This window comes from Parendozoicomonas sp. Alg238-R29 (genome assembly GCF_947331445.1).
In the GTDB taxonomy this organism is placed as follows: Bacteria; Pseudomonadota; Gammaproteobacteria; order Pseudomonadales; family Endozoicomonadaceae; genus Sansalvadorimonas.
In genome coordinates this window covers 1-14,952 of the sequence record NZ_CAMZOG010000036.1, presented here as the reverse complement: position 1 = coordinate 14,952, position 14,952 = coordinate 1, and the positions used below count along the sequence as shown (strand labels likewise).

Here is a 14,952-nt window from a genome sequence, read left to right as displayed (position 1 = left end):
GGGTTGGTAATGGCTGTATCCATCTCCTATCTGGAACACTGGCTTACCCTGTTTGTCTGGGCGTTTGCCAGAATCTCTGGTTTTCTGCTGACCTTTCCTGTGACCGGATCGTTTCTGCCAACCTCGGTGCGCCTGCTTCTGGCTATCGCTCTTTCCGTTACAGTCTTAACTTCCCTTCCCATAGATGCTGTTCAGAACAGCATCTATGGGCTCTCGCTGAGAAGTATTCTCTGCACTTTGGGCGAGTTTCTAACCGGGGTTATTTTCGGCATGGTGTTGAGCCTCTGGTTTAGCCTGTTCTCCATGGCGGGCCATATTACTGGCCTGCAAATGGGGTTGGGTATGGCACAGATGAATGATCCGGCAGGAGGCATCAGCGTCACAGTTATCAGCCAGATCTATCAGTTTGCCGCCTTGATTATGTTTTTCCTTATGGATGGTCATGCCACGGCTATTTCTATACTTCTGGAAAGTTTTCGCACCATCGCGCCAACAACATTTCTGGAAATTCTGCAATCAGCCGAACGCCTCATTCATTATGCTGGTTGGATTTTTTCAGCTGCCCTGATACTGGCACTACCTGCATTAATGGCTCTGCTGGTGATCAATCTGGCTTTTGGATTTATGTCCAGAGCAGCTCCTCAGCTCAACCTGCTCAGCCTTGGTTTTCCACTATCTCTGTTATCTGGACTATTAATAATTAGCTTCAGCTTTGAACAGTTTTCAACACCCTTTCGGCGTTTCACTCAGGAAGCCATTCTTCTCTTACGACAACTGGCGCTTCTCTGAATCATGTCCAGAGAACATGACTCGGCTCAGGAACCCACCGAACCGCCCGGTGAGCGAAAACTTCGTCAGTCCCGTGCTGAAGGTCAGGTTCCGCGCTCCAAAGAATTGGTTATGGCTTTACAGCTACTGGCATTCAGTTTCTTCCTGCTGATCATCGGTCCGAGTGCCCCTGATTCTCTGGTTCAGCTTTGCCGGTTAACACTGGGGATGCATCCGGCAGAAATTGTTGATGCCAGCTATATGATAAGTCGCTTGCAGTTTTCCGGTTCCGTTATTGTCGGCTTTGCTCTTCCCTTATTAGCAATTATTACAGTGGCAGCCATAGTCGGCTCTTTGATGACTGGAGGACTGATTCTCAGCCTGAAAGCTGCACGCCCTAAATGGGAACGCCTGAATCCCATTGCAGGACTCAAGCGCCTGATGTCTCTGCAAACACTGGCCGAGTTGGTCAAAGCTATTCTGAAAACCGTCGTTTTCTCCCTTATCCTGTTTTTATTTATGCGCCATAAATTACCAACCATGATGGCCGCTGGACAACAGGATCCAAGACCGGCAATTGAGGTTCTGCAGACTCTCGTTGTGAACGCTATGGTTTGCTTCTCTTTAGGATTTCTTGTTATTGGATTACTGGATGTTCCCTGGCAAATTTACCGCCACAACCGCCAGCTGATGATGACTAAACAAGAAGCAAAGGAAGGGCATAAAGAGGAAGAAGGCTCACAGGAAACCAAAGAAAGAATAAAACGAGTTCGCAAAGAACAAAGCAATCGTCGGATGTTGCAGGTGGTTCCTGACGCCGATGTTATTATCACTAACCCCGACCATATCGCTATTGCCCTTCGCTACGACCCTTTTTCCAAAAAACGACAAAGCGCACCTATTCTTATTGCTAAAGGCAGTGACCTTATAGCAGAAAAAATTGTGGAAATAGCGAAGAAATCCGGGAAACCGGTCATCTGTCAGCCACCTCTGGCAAGGGCTGTATTTTACAACGTTGAAATCGATCACCCAATTCCTGCAGGGCTCTATACTGCTGTGGCAAGGGTGATGGCTTATGTGTATCTGCTCAATAATTATCTGGCCAAAAGACAGGGAGAGCCACCGTCAATGATGGATATACCAATCCCCAAACAATACCAGCACGAATAAAACTCTGGCTGCTGTACATGACAGAACACACACAAACGACACACACAGTCCGCGCTGCATTTTCCAATTATCTGGCACCACCACTTTTACTGCTGGTTGCGCTGGCTATGATTATTCTCAGAATTCCACCTTTCTGCCTGGATGTTCTGTTTACCTTCAATATTGCTCTATCTCTGATTCTGCTGTTGCAATCTATTTATATTAAAAATCCTCTGGAATTTACGGTTTTCCCAACCCTGCTGCTGATCACTACCCTTTTGCGCTTGGCGCTGAATATTGCATCTACACGGATTGTTCTTCTGCAGGGGCATACCGGGGGAGCGGCTGCCGGAAAGGTTATTGAGTCCTTTGGTGAGGTGGTTATCGCCGGGGATTACATTGTTGGCCTGGTGGTTTTTATTATCCTGATCATTGTTAACTTTGTGGTGATCACAAAAGGCTGTACCCGTATTTCAGAAGTGACTGCCCGCTTTACTCTGGATGCCATGCCCGGAAAACAAATGGCCATTGATGCCGACCTTAATGCTGGCCTGATAGCTCCCGATGAAGCCAGAGAACGACGAAAAGAAGTAGGGCAGGAAGCTGATTTTTATGGCGCGATGGACGGTGCCAGTAAATTTGTACGGGGAGATGCTGTTGCCGGGCTTCTGATTCTGGCAATCAACCTTCTGGGAGGATTGGGGGTTGGCATACTCCAACATGATATGCCTGCAGCAGAAGCTTTCCACACCTATTCCCTGCTAACTATTGGCGATGGCATTGTTGCTCAACTTCCAGCATTACTACTTTCCACAACAGCGGCAATCATCGTGACCCGGGTGTCGGGGATGCACGATATGCAACACCAGATTCGGAAAGAGCTATTTGCTTACCCTAAAACAATTCTGGTGACTGCCGGACTATTGATCACCATTGGGCTTGTACCAGGAATGCCCCATGTCGCTTTTGCCGGTATCGGCATAATCATTCTTGCAGTGGCACTACTTTCCATGTCTGCGGCCAAAAAGGAAAGTCAGGAGCCCACACTCCCTGAACAATCACAGGCGCATTCAACTCTAGGCTGGCAAGACCTGGGAACTGTTGATGCCATTGGGCTGGAGATAGGATACCGGCTGATTCCTCTTGTAGACGAACGTTCTGGAGGCGAGCTGACACAAAGAATCAGGGAAACCAGAAAAGAACTGTCTCAGGAGCTGGGATTTCTGCTGCCTGCCGTTCATATTCGAGACAATATGGATCTCGACCCTGAAGCCTACATGATCACTATGCAGGGTGCGGATCGAGAAGGTTTTCAAATTAAAATGGGGCAATCTCTGGCCATCAAAACCGATGATGGGTTGGCCGCTTTGGAAGGCATCCAAACGCTGGAACCCGCCTATAAATTACTAGCAACATGGATAGACAGTAATGAGCAGCAGGAAGCCTTGAAAAAAGGCTATACCGTCGTCGATCCGGTTACCATTATTACCACACATCTCGGCAGGTTAATGAAAGCCCAGGCCAGCGAACTGTTTGGCTATGACGAAGCCCAGCAATGGCTTGAGCAGTTGCGCCCAACATCCGCCCGCCTTTGTGATGAGCTGATTCCCGACAAAATATCTCTCGGGCAACTGATGAAAACATGTCAGCAACTCTTACGGGATAATGTTCCCCTATCGGATCGAAAATCAATTGTGACTCGCTTGCTGGATAACCAGTTGCAACAGCAGGCCTCTGCTATCCAAATGGCGGAGCATGTTCGCAGCGCTTTGCGTTATCAAATTCTTGCCCCGCTCACTGAACGACAGAAGCCGGATGACCCTTTATTGCTGAAGGTTTTTACTTTGTCAGCAGAGCTGGAAAAAACCCTTCTGCAATCCTCTGAACAAGCCAAACAGACAGGTCATTACAGCGAAGAAGCATTTCCTGTAGAACCGGGGCTTACTGTGAAACTTCAACAAAGCCTACCGGAAGTGATTAACCGTTCTAGCAGTGCCAATACACCTGCAGTTTTACTGGTCACACCACAACTTCGGCCCATGCTGGCAAGATTTTCCCGTTTGTCAGCAGTGCGGGAGTTAACCGTGCTTGGGCTGACGGAAATACCGGATGAGTATCGAATAGAAATAATCGGTCAGCTGGGCTAGGTGGCGTTCTCAATTAGGCGTCAGAAATACTTTTGGGGGTAGAAATTTTATCCATTTGCCCAGTGCAATTATAAGCTCGCCCGGGAATTTGCCCCCAAATCATCTCCAGCAGTTTTGATGTAACTGCCCGCAAGCGCCCCTGCAGGCGACCGTTAACAATATTTAGTTCTCGACAACGGCCAACTCTCGCCTCCAGATCCTGCCAAAGTTGTTCTGCATTTTTCTTATGAGAACCTGATAGTGACGAGATGTAGTGGCGCATACCCGTTTCATCAGCCGTGAATTCGCCAGAAATTAACTGCTGGTTGCGACGATGGGCATTCAGGCGAATTCTATCCACATAAACCCGCAATTGTTGGGCAGAGCTTTCCACTTCTACCATATTTCTTTCCAGCAGATGGCGATGCTGAGCCAGAAGGGCACTTTCCAAAGTTTCAAAGAGCGTACGGGCATCAAGAAGATTACGGGCAATAGCATCCATGCTTTTGGCCTCCGGTAATAGGCGTTGAAAAGAGTTTATGGGTTGTCTTTATCTGCGGGCAGCTGGTTAAAGAGCCACTGCATTCGGTTGGCGAGCTGTTCATGATCAACAGGCATTTTTCCCTGCCGGATCACTTCCTGAACTTCTTCAACCTTCTCAAGGTCAACATCCTGCAGCGGCTCCAACTCTCCACCAAGGGCTTCGAGAAGGCGGGCACCGGTGCTGAGTTCAACCTTGTCGGCATTCTCCTGACTTCGGGCAGCCGGAGCTGATGCTTTGGAAGAAGCAGAACCAGAAACAGACTTGCGTATAACTGACGCAGGCCCTGAACGAGATCTTATTCTGTCTGAATCACCCATGTCTGTTCCGGAGGTGGTGCTCTTATAATCACTCTTCGGACTATTTCCGGCGGAGCTTAAGCCTCCAGACAGATTTATTTCACTCATATGACAGATTTCCTATCGTTCTACAGGAAATTAAACAGAGATAAACCCTGAATATTCACATAGGCCTGCTGACTGGCCGTTAATGCGGTCTGCTGGAGATTCAAACGGGAAATCGCCTCGCTGTAATCCAGATCTTCCAGCTCTGAGCGAAGTACCTGATCCATCAGTACCACATCAGAATGGCTGTTAAAGGTTGAATCCAGGGTGTTCAGCCTTCCCCCAACTGCTGTTTGGGTCTGTCCAAGGTTGCCGATGGTTTTATCAATAACACTGAGAGCCGTACTGATTTCCTGTTGCAAATCATCACTGTTGGATTTCAGGGCAGAACTCAGCCGAGTAAGAGCCGTGAATGTATCGAGATTTTCAATGGTGAACTGATCACCATCCGTTGGAGTGCCGGTAAACTCTGCACTGACCAACCCGCCAATATCGAGCTGATTACCTGTTGGTGTCACAGTATGGGATGTTGTTGAACCATCCCAGGCTGTAGCCGTTGCACTCCAGGTACCAGCGTTAAATGTCAGGGAAATATTTGAGTAGGCTTGGAACGCAATCTCGCTTTCCACTTTTACATTGTTCACCCCTGAACTGTTAGATGACAAACCATCAGAACGTATACCGGTATTGAAGAAAAGATCCTGTCCGGAATCATTACTGGCAAGCTTTGTGGATGCACTGATAGCCACAAACCTCTGCCGATCATCTCCATCGTAGAAGAAGCGATCAGGAGTCAGGCTTTGGCGAATCGGTTCAATCAGAGTATTGCTTCCAGCAAACATATATTGCCCATCAGCCAACCGATAGTTCGCCAGACTTTTTAACTCTTCAATCTGTTCATCAATCTCACCAGCCAGTGATTCAAGGTTGTTAGCATCGAAAGCTCCGTTACCAGCCAGCAATACGTTTTCTCTTGCTCTCTGAGCGACGTTCACCATATTCGTAAGCAGAGTGTCTTCCTGCTGGAGCACACCTTGCAGCGCATTCACATTGGCAATGTATTGATTGAGAGATGAGATTTCTTTGTTGAGATGCTGAATCTTCACGGTAGCCAAAGCATCATCACTGGGTTGCTGAATACGCTTACCGGAGCTAATGTCGCCGAAAGTTCGCGCCAGATCACTGCTCTGCCGTTGCATAACAGTCATCATCATATTACTGAACTGTGTTGTACTTACCCGCATGCGTCCGTGCTCCCGTTCAGATTTACTGTTCCGGAATAACAAATATTTAAAACAGCCTGAGCAAAGTGTCGAAAGTGCTCTGGGCTACCGAAATAATCTGGGCACTGGCTGCATAAGCCTGCTCTGCCCGTACCAGATTCATAGCTTCCTCATCCAGATTCACACCGCTGAATCCATCCCGCGCATCCCGGGTCTGCTCAAACAATGACTGACTGGTATCCAGTTCTGTTTTTACCTGTGATGTCATTACAGCAACCCGCCCGACCAGACGGGTATAACCTTCACCAAGGCTCACTCCACCATCGACAACAGAACCATTCACAACGCCATCACTGACCAACCCTGCATTTTGCAAATCTACAAGCTTCTGCAGTTGTTTATTGTCACCTGCAGAGTCAGGAATCTCTGCAAAAGCCAGAGCGCGGGCGTTATCAACGGCAACACCAATTTCGTCGGCCGCTCTGCGGGAAGGTTGTATCAGGTAGATATCACCATTATTTAATGCGCCCTTGTTCAGGCTGATATCCAATCCGTCAAAACCCTGTAAATCATTGTTGGGACCAGCGGGAACCGATGCCCAGGGAACAACGACCTTTCCGTCACTTTCCCGGGTTATCTGATAATTACTGCCATCTACCCGGAGTACATAATTTGTGGCCTGTAGTTTGCTGGAGTCATCCACAGCCACCAGCAGGGTAGCATCGCCTTCAGCAGCCAGAACACGATCGGCGGCTGGTACACCACTGAGAGGGAATGAAATCTGAAAGGAATCTCCCGCTGAAAAGCTGGCATCATGAACAGCAAACTCCAGCCCCTGGAAGGTTTGACTATCCAAAGACATCCATGGACCGGCTATTGAAGCCCCGGTGTCGTCATGAAGAGTAAAATTTGTGCCATCGTAGCGAACTTCGAATGTATCGCCAGTTAAGGCAGACATATCTGATACGTTTACACTGAAACGGGCATTGCCAGCATTACTGACATCCGAACTGACTCTGTTATTCGCTGGCAGCCAATTCACATCATTCATCAGCTGGCTGGTCGCTTCACCCTGATGGCCATCCAGATCATATCCCTGCCCCAGCAATTTGTTCACATTATCTGAGAAAACAAGTGCAAGACGCCCAACTTCATTCTGAACCTGGGGAAGCACACTGGTCTGGTAATCCTGCAAACCGCCAATGGCTCCTCCAAGATTACCAGCCAGCGGAATCGTTGAATTCGAGGTTTCCAGAAACAGCCCGGCAATATTAGGGTCTACAGGGTGGTTACCAACTTTCAAGGCATTGGTCTGGGTTCCCAGCACCAGAGGGTGGCCAGACTGAAGATATACATTGACCATACCATCGGGCTGGGGAAGAACCGTAATACCTGTGAGTGCCGCCAAGTCCTGAATGGTTTTTTCCCTCTTATCCATCAGGTCATTGGGGGTGCTGCCATTACTCAGAGCTTCCTGAATCTGTTTGTTATACCCGGCAACTCCTTGAATGTAAGCGCTAGCTTCCGATGTCGCTGTTTCCACCTGCACACTGAGCAAACGACTCTGGGAATCCAGTTGCTCCTGTACTGTGTTAAAACGTTGACTCAGAGAAACAGCTTCACTGATTACTTGCTGGCGGGCAGCCAGTGAAACCGGGTCAACACTAGCGGCGTTGGCTGCAGCAAAGAATTTATCCAACCCTTTGGTGATAACCGAACTTTCATTTCCCAGATAACTGTCAATCTGGTTCATATATTGGGCACTGGTGGATTTCTGATTATAAAGACTGGTGCTGTCTCTCAGCTGCCCTATCAGAAAACTATTCGCCAAACGCCTAACGTCGGTAACCAGAACGCCACTGCCAGCACTGGCCGAACCAGGGAAGTTAGTTGATATAGACGACAGTTGAACTTCCTGCCGACTGTAACCCTGAGTATTCACATTGGCGATATTATTACTGGTAACCGCCATAGTCTTCTGAGCAGTCAGCAGACCGCTTATGCCAATATCAGTAAGACTCATAACACACTCCCTGTGTTATTCATTCAGCTCTCTGTGTCCAACAAGCTGCCTGTTTCACTTGTACCGCCCAATTGCTTAACCAGCATATCGGCCAAACCAAACTTTCCGGAATGACTCATTTCCTGTGCGATCTGGCTATCAAACAGTGACTGGTACATATCCATCTGGGAGCTGTCCAGCAAACTGTTTTTTGCCAGCACTGCATTCGCCTCCCTGGCACTCTTTAACATCATATTAATAAACAGAGATTCGAATGCTTCTGCTGCTTCCCGCAGATCTTTGGGGTTATTTTTATTCCCCATTAGATCAACACTTGCTATTAATGAACTGCTATCAATATTCATCAGATCACCACCAGTTCTGCTCGCAAAGCACCGGCTTCTTTCAGTGCCTGGAGGATGGACATTAAGTCCGTTGGGGAAGCTCCTACACCATTAATGGCGGTCACAATTTCCTGTAGAGACACACTTTCCGGCACATAAAACATTCGCCCTCTTTGTTCCTCTATAGCAACCTGGCTTTCATCTGTTGTTTCCGTAGTACCCGAAGCAAATGCATTAGGTTGGCTAACACTCTTCGACTCCTGAATCGTCACAACCAGACTGCCATGGCTCACTGCTGCAGGGGAAACGCGAACATTCTGCCCCATAACGACTGTACCGGTTCGTGAGTTAAATATGACTCGAGCAGGAGGAGTGGAAGGTATAATTTCCAGCCTCTCCAAAACAGACATAAAGGTCACACGCTGGCTATTATCCACAGGGGCGGCAATAACGACTGATGCGCCGTCGTGGGCTTTGGCAACATCTGGTCCAAAGTGCTCGTTAACTTTACGAACAATTCGACGGGCATTGGTGAACCCGGGCTCTTTCAAAGTCAGAACAATTTCCTGACCATTGTTAAAACTGCTGGGCACGGTGCGTTCAACAATAGCCCCATTGGGAACACGCCCAACGGTCACCGTATTAATCGTCACTTTTGAGCCACTTGCCCCACCAGCCGAAGCACCTCCAACAACCATATTCCCTTGGGCAATCGCGTAAATTTCACCATCAATGCCTTTAAGGGGCGTCATCAGCAAGGTCCCCCCTTTCAGACTAGAGGCATCTCCAATTGACGACACCGTGACATCAATTTCCTGCCCTGATCGAACGAAAGGTGGTAAAACTGCGCTCACAGATACGGCGGCAACATTTTTGAGTGACGGGTCGCTGGAACCCAGAGAGATTCCAAACTCACGTAACATGTTAACTAGCGACTGTGATGTGAAGTGACCTTTCTTGGTTTTGTCTCCAGTACCATCAAGGCCAACAACTAATCCGTACCCCAATAGTTGATTGGTGCGGACGCCCTGCACATCAACAATGTCCATTAACCTCTCAGCTCTGGAAAACCCAGAACAGAACAAAATAAACAGGCAAAAGAGTTTCAGGCATTCCTTGCCTTGCATAAGCCCACCCATCAGAACAGAAACCATGGACTATTCAGTGCCCGTGTCAGCCATCCTTGTCTGTGAAGATCCTGTTCAGGACCAACACCGGAATAGGTTACATTGGCTTGGGCAAGGCGCTTGGAAGACACCTCATTATTGGTATCAATATCTTCTGGGCGAATCAGGCCCGACACCTGCACAAATTCAGCATCATTGTTGAGTCGCAGCCATTTTTCACCAGCAACTCTCAATGAACCATTAGGCAAAACTTCTATCACCTGAACACTGATATAGCTTTTTACAATCTCGTTCTTCCGGCTCAGGTTTGATTTGCCGTTGAAGTTACGTTTGGGCTGCAGATCAAATCCCAGGGAACGCCCTCCACCGAGAATATTTGCGCCTGTTTTTCCGAAAATAGTGGGATCGGGAATCGTAATACCACTGTTTTTATCAAAGGTTGTGCCAGAGTCTTTTTTGATTTCTGTTTTGTCTTCCAAAACCACCGTAAGAATATCGCCAACCCGGTAAGCCCTTCGGTCTGAGAACAACTGCATGGAATACGATTTTTGAAACAGGCTGTCTTTGACCGTCACCAAACCACTTTTTACTGCAGGCATAGGAGCCAGTGGCGTTTTATCAGCCACTGGCACTTTTTCGGGTTTGTGATCCTGCATAGCTGCACAGCCATTCAGCAGAATAACCAAACTTATCCACAGAATGCGCATCATATTAATGATTCCTCTGTTTAAAGTGTCTGGTTAGCAAATTGCAACATTTCATCCGTGGCAGAAATCACCTTGGAATTCATTTCGTAGGCGCGCTGCACGGAGATCATATTCACCAGCTCTTCCACAACTGTGACGTTGGAAGTTTCCAGTGTGTATTGTTTGATATTGCCTAAGCCTTCTGCACCGGGCACGCCTTCAACAGGGTCTCCACTGGCTGCAGATTGCAGGTAGGTATTGCCACCTCTTGACTCCAAACCAGCAGGGTTCACAAAGCTCACCAGAGAGAATTGGCCCAGCTCCAGAGGATCAATCTGGCCGGGTATGCTGGCCATAATCCGACCATCTTCACTGATAGTCAGGCTGGTAGCATCAGCAGGAACAACAATGTTGGGTTCTACTGGCTGGCCTGCAGCCGTAACAATGCTTCCATCAGTGTTCAGGTGAAACTGGCCATTACGGGTATAACCGGCCGAGCCATCGGGTAAAGTGACCTGAAAAAAACCATTTCCAACAATTGCCAGATCGAGAGCCTGACTGGTGGTTTGATAGCTGCCCGGAGTGAATACTTTCTGGGTACCGGTAATTCTTACACCACTGCCCACCTGCATACCCGAGGGCAGAGTATTCTGCTGATCTGAAAGAGCACCTGGCTGCTTTTCTATATGGTAAAAAAGATCTTCAAAACTAACCCGATCCCGCTTAAATCCCACCGTATTCACGTTGGCCAGGTTGTTGGAAATAATCGACATCTGGCGATCCTGTGCCGCCAGACCTGTTTTACTAATCCATAACGCTGGATTCATACGACCTCCTTGTCGTGTAATCCACATCGGTATTTTTCAAAGGAATCTTGGATGCTGTTATTAATACTACGGCTCTAAGGTCATCCAGACCTTCGCAACAGCAACCCAACCCCTTTTTACAACCAACGCTGTTCTAAGTTGTTATTCGTCTCTGATCATTCGATCGCCGCTGGCAGCCATCTGCTCTGTACTCTGCATAGTCTTCAGCTGCATTTCGTACTGACGGGTAAGGTTCATAAAATCCACCATCTCTTCCACCGCTCGGACATTACTGCTTTCAAGATATTCAGGTCGTAATTGGACAGTTTCATCCTGATCGGCCTCTTCGCCATCCAGTCTTCGAAACAGACCGTCTTCACCTTTAGATATTTCCCCAGAAGGTGGGTTTACCAGTTTTAATTGCCCAACTTGCACTAACTGATTAGCACCTCCACCCGCAGGAACCACACTCAAGGTGCCGTCATTTCCCACAAGAATTTTTCTGTAAGCGGGAACATTGATAGCTCCACCGACTCCCAGAACGATATGGCCTGCACCATTTTTTAAATCACCTTCTGCAGACACAAGCAGATCACCTGCACGGGTATAAGCTTCATTGCCTTCCCGATCTTCAACCGACAGCCAGCCTTCGCCGGCAATGGCGACATCCAGACTTCTACCAGTATGATCAACCGCTCCAGCAGTCATACGACTACCAACGCCTTTAGGAACAGTCATCACCCGGCTGCTTAAACCATCACCACCAAGATCCACGTGATCAGAAATCACGAAATCTGCACGAAAACCTGTGGTACTCATATTGGCAAGGTTATTGGCATGAACCAGCTGTGCCTTCATTGTACGGCTGGCACCAGATAACCCAACGTAGAGAGACTTATCCATTTATCCCGCCCTTAAATCGCTCATTAGATTATGTTCAGCAGTGTCTGGGTCAGGTTATTGGATGTCTCAATGGTTTTCGCATTAGCCTGGTAGTTTCGCTGGGCTTCGATCAAGCGAACCAGTTCAATAGAAAGATCAACGTTTGATTGTTCTAAGGCCCCGGCCTGAAGGGCTCCCAAGGTTCCAGAACCAGCCAGACCATAAAGAGGTGCACCAGACTCAAAACTGTTACGCCATAAACTATCGCCTATTGGAGTAAGCCCTCCTTCATTGGCAAAACCAGCAAGAATCAGCTGTCCCTGAACACGAGTCTGACCATTGGAATAGAGAGCACGTAAAGTACCAGATTCTTCAACTTCAATACCCGTTAACTTTCCGGATGGGTAACCATTCTGAAGCGCCTGGTTTACCGAGAACTCCGTACCTAACTGGGTGAGTTTGCTGAGGTCCAGATCAAAATCCAGATCAGCTACACCGCCAACTGTTAAGCCGGTAATAGCGATATCTCCACCAGAGGCCAGGGTTCCATCGTTATTAAAAACCAATGGGCTTTGAGCAATAGCTGGAGGAGTTATCACTGAACCACCAACACTTGTTCCGCTTGGTAAATCAGCACCATCAAACTGGTAATGAACATTCCAGTTGTTGTCTGAGGTCTTACCAAAATACATGCTGAGGATATGAGGGTTACCCTGACTGTCATAAATATTGAAAGCCATGGTGGAGTTATAAGATGCAGGGTCGCTGGCATCAAACGGAGAGTTAGCGGGAACAGTATTCCGAGCATCAAGGTTTAACTGGCCAATCAGTTCATTGGTTGCGCTGGCCTGCATATCCGCTGCACTCACCTGTAAATCCTGTCGGGTACCAGTAAGAATATTTCCGTTGGCATCAGCCGCAAAACCCTGCAACCTTAATCCTTGGTTGTTTACAAGATAATTGTCCTGGTCCATAGAAAAATACCCGGCCCGGGTATAAGCCTGCTGACCATTGTCATTCAGTACAAAGAAACCATTACCACTGATAGCCAAATCAAGGGCACTGTTTGTATAAGTAAGGTTGCCCTGACTGAACAGTTGGGAAGTGTTGGCAACCTTAACACCCGCTGCTTTACTGCTGCCTCCGCTCAGAGAAGAGGCATACAAATCCGCAAACTCACTACGGGATGACTTAAAACCAACAGTGTTGGAGTTGGCAATATTGTTACTGACAACTTCAAGATCCTGCTTGGCGGCTTTCATTCCGCTCAAACCAATTCCGAATGACATAATTCAGCTCCTTCTGACTTCTGTCGTTATCCGCCAATCCTGGCAATCTGGGAAAGTGGCATGGCACCAATTCCGGCAATATTCACTTCGACTTCCGAACCACCACCGGGAATCACCACACTTTCAACCTCGGAAGAGATAGCTACCGGCACTTTCAGCTGTTCATCGCCATTACTGGCTATCGCCGAAATGGAGTACACACCAGCATCAAGGTCCAGGCTTGAGGTATCAAAGTTCACGAGGCCTTTGCTGGCTTTGCCAAGATCAACTTCACCCACAATCTGACCATTAGCATCACTGACAATCACTCTCAGCTGGTCAGCATTGGAAGGGACAGCTACCTCACCAGACACAGACTTTCCTTCTTCTACTTCAATCACACTGGTAGGAACGGTTACCGTTTTGCCAACCAAACCAGTCGCCTGCATGGCCTGGGAGTACTGCATGGAGTTCACCGCACCGGTCATGGTTTGGTTCAGGCTTTCCAGGTTTTCCACACTGGTGATTTGCGCCAGCTGGGCAACAAAATCTGTACTGCTTTTTGGCTCCAGTGGATCCTGGTTATTAACTTCTGCCAGCAGCATCTGCAGAAAGTCTCTCTGCTGGAGTCCATTGCTTTCCCCCAGCTGAACACTGCCGGAGTTGGTTACGCTTTTGGAAATGCCGTTAACATCCATTTAACTGGCTCCGTTTTGATATTTATTGTCCAAGGGTCAGCAAACGCTGTTGCATCTTTTTGGCTGTGACCATAATTTCGATACTGGTTTGGTAACTGCGGGAAGCAGACATCATGTCTGCCATCTCTGAAACGATGTTGACGTTGGGGTAATAGACATAACCATTCTCGTCAGCATTGGGGTGACTGGGTTCGTACTGGCGCTGTTCCGTCGTTGCGGCAATACGTTGAATATCAGAAACCTCAACCTGCATAGAGGCATTCCCCACGCCACTGTTTTGCAAAGCCTCGCCCTGAATCACTGAGAACACCGGTTTCATCACCTGATAGGCTTCTTCCGGTGTAGAGCCTGCACTGCTGGCGTTGGCAAGGTTACTGGCCACAGTATTCAAACGAATTGTTTGAGCAGCGGCTGAAGAACCTGCTATTGAGAAAATCTGGTTTAACGACATTAAGCAATCCCTGCTTGGTGTTCTTATCAGCGACCATTAATAGCCCGGGCCAGCCCCTGGAATTTCATATTCAAAAAGGAAAAACTGGTTTGAAAGGCCAGTGCATTCTCAGAGTAATTAGCTTGTTCAACGCCCAGCTCCACACTGTTGCCATCCGTTGTTTGCTGTTGAGGAATACGGTATTTCACAGAGCCATCCAACCCTCGATCAATACTGCTAACGTGCTGTCCAGAAGTAGAAGCCATACGGCTGCTTTCCAGTTCCAACACATCGCCAAACTCAATATCTCTGGCCTTGTATCCGGGGGTATCCACATTGGCAAGGTTACCAGCCAACAGAGTTGCACGCTGAACCCTGAAATCCAGAGCCTGCGGATGAATGCCTAATGCGTTTTCAAAGCTAATTGCCACGTTCTCTTCCTTGAGTCACATTACTAACAGTTAATTCTATTGCGATATCTGTTGCGATACCTGTTGCGATATCTGTTGCGATATCTGTTGCGATATCTGTTGCGATATCTGTTGCGATATCTGTTGC

The 14,952-nt window shown here is 48.0% G+C and carries 16 protein-coding genes; 3 read left to right on the top strand and 13 right to left on the bottom strand.

The window, feature by feature from the left end; all coding sequences use genetic code 11:
• Positions 1-9 precede the first annotated feature (9 nt).
• From fliR to QMA35_RS10745, 3 genes are read left to right on the top strand one after another with little or no spacing between them, the layout of a single operon-like run.
• A complete protein-coding gene (fliR, locus tag QMA35_RS10755) occupies positions 10-789 on the top strand; it encodes a flagellar biosynthetic protein FliR (RefSeq protein ID WP_281647153.1) in 780 nt (259 codons plus the stop codon).
• A 3-nt stretch (positions 790-792) separates the two neighbouring features.
• Complete coding sequence (locus QMA35_RS10750; RefSeq protein ID WP_281647152.1) at positions 793-1,938, top strand: EscU/YscU/HrcU family type III secretion system export apparatus switch protein; 1,146 nt, start codon at positions 793-795, stop codon at positions 1,936-1,938.
• 17 nt (positions 1,939-1,955) lie between these two features.
• Positions 1,956-4,064, top strand: a complete 2,109-nt coding sequence (locus QMA35_RS10745) for a flagellar biosynthesis protein FlhA (RefSeq protein WP_281647151.1) — start codon at positions 1,956-1,958, stop codon at positions 4,062-4,064.
• A gap of 13 nt (positions 4,065-4,077) precedes the next feature.
• On the opposite strand, the gene QMA35_RS10740 is transcribed toward QMA35_RS10745, so the two are convergent.
• The 13 genes from QMA35_RS10740 to flgB all read right to left on the bottom strand — a co-directional run bounded on the left by QMA35_RS10740 (position 4,078) and on the right by flgB (position 14,825).
• Positions 4,078-4,545, bottom strand: coding sequence for a flagellar protein FlgN (locus QMA35_RS10740; protein ID WP_281647150.1), 468 nt, complete (start codon positions 4,543-4,545; stop codon positions 4,078-4,080).
• 35 nt (positions 4,546-4,580) lie between these two features.
• Positions 4,581-4,991: a flagellar biosynthesis anti-sigma factor FlgM gene (gene flgM / locus QMA35_RS10735; protein ID WP_281647149.1), complete on the bottom strand. Its 411-nt coding sequence runs from the start codon at positions 4,989-4,991 to the stop codon at positions 4,581-4,583.
• A 20-nt stretch (positions 4,992-5,011) separates the two neighbouring features.
• A complete protein-coding gene (gene flgL, locus QMA35_RS10730; RefSeq protein WP_281647148.1) occupies positions 5,012-6,172 on the bottom strand; it encodes a flagellar hook-associated protein FlgL in 1,161 nt (386 codons plus the stop codon).
• A 46-nt stretch (positions 6,173-6,218) separates the two neighbouring features.
• A complete protein-coding gene (gene flgK / locus QMA35_RS10725) occupies positions 6,219-8,174 on the bottom strand; it encodes a flagellar hook-associated protein FlgK (RefSeq protein WP_281647147.1) in 1,956 nt (651 codons plus the stop codon).
• Positions 8,175-8,197: 23 nt separating this feature from the next.
• On the bottom strand, positions 8,198-8,518 hold the full coding sequence (locus QMA35_RS10720) for a rod-binding protein (RefSeq protein WP_281647146.1): 321 nt from the start codon (positions 8,516-8,518) through the stop codon (positions 8,198-8,200).
• Positions 8,518-9,624, bottom strand: a complete 1,107-nt coding sequence (locus QMA35_RS10715) for a flagellar basal body P-ring protein FlgI (RefSeq protein WP_281647145.1) — start codon at positions 9,622-9,624, stop codon at positions 8,518-8,520. The genes QMA35_RS10720 and QMA35_RS10715 overlap by 1 nt, the downstream gene beginning before the upstream one ends.
• 11 nt (positions 9,625-9,635) lie before the next feature.
• Entirely contained in the window at positions 9,636-10,334 is a 699-nt protein-coding gene (locus tag QMA35_RS10710) for a flagellar basal body L-ring protein FlgH (protein WP_281647144.1), read from the bottom strand.
• Between the two features lie 17 nt (positions 10,335-10,351).
• Complete coding sequence (flgG, locus tag QMA35_RS10705; protein ID WP_281647143.1) at positions 10,352-11,137, bottom strand: flagellar basal-body rod protein FlgG; 786 nt, start codon at positions 11,135-11,137, stop codon at positions 10,352-10,354.
• Positions 11,138-11,278: 141 nt separating this feature from the next.
• The gene (locus QMA35_RS10700) at positions 11,279-12,019 is read right to left on the bottom strand and encodes a flagellar basal body rod protein FlgF (RefSeq protein ID WP_281647142.1); all 741 of its coding nucleotides are present in this window, start codon (positions 12,017-12,019) and stop codon (positions 11,279-11,281) included.
• Between the two features lie 23 nt (positions 12,020-12,042).
• Complete coding sequence (flgE, locus tag QMA35_RS10695) at positions 12,043-13,287, bottom strand: flagellar hook protein FlgE (protein ID WP_281647141.1); 1,245 nt, start codon at positions 13,285-13,287, stop codon at positions 12,043-12,045.
• Positions 13,288-13,313: 26 nt separating this feature from the next.
• The gene (locus QMA35_RS10690; protein WP_281647140.1) at positions 13,314-13,964 is read right to left on the bottom strand and encodes a flagellar hook capping FlgD N-terminal domain-containing protein; all 651 of its coding nucleotides are present in this window, start codon (positions 13,962-13,964) and stop codon (positions 13,314-13,316) included.
• Positions 13,965-13,986: 22 nt separating this feature from the next.
• On the bottom strand, positions 13,987-14,415 hold the full coding sequence (gene flgC, locus QMA35_RS10685) for a flagellar basal body rod protein FlgC (RefSeq protein WP_281647139.1): 429 nt from the start codon (positions 14,413-14,415) through the stop codon (positions 13,987-13,989).
• A 26-nt stretch (positions 14,416-14,441) separates the two neighbouring features.
• The gene (gene flgB, locus QMA35_RS10680) at positions 14,442-14,825 is read right to left on the bottom strand and encodes a flagellar basal body rod protein FlgB (RefSeq protein WP_281647138.1); all 384 of its coding nucleotides are present in this window, start codon (positions 14,823-14,825) and stop codon (positions 14,442-14,444) included.
• Positions 14,826-14,952 lie beyond the last annotated feature (127 nt).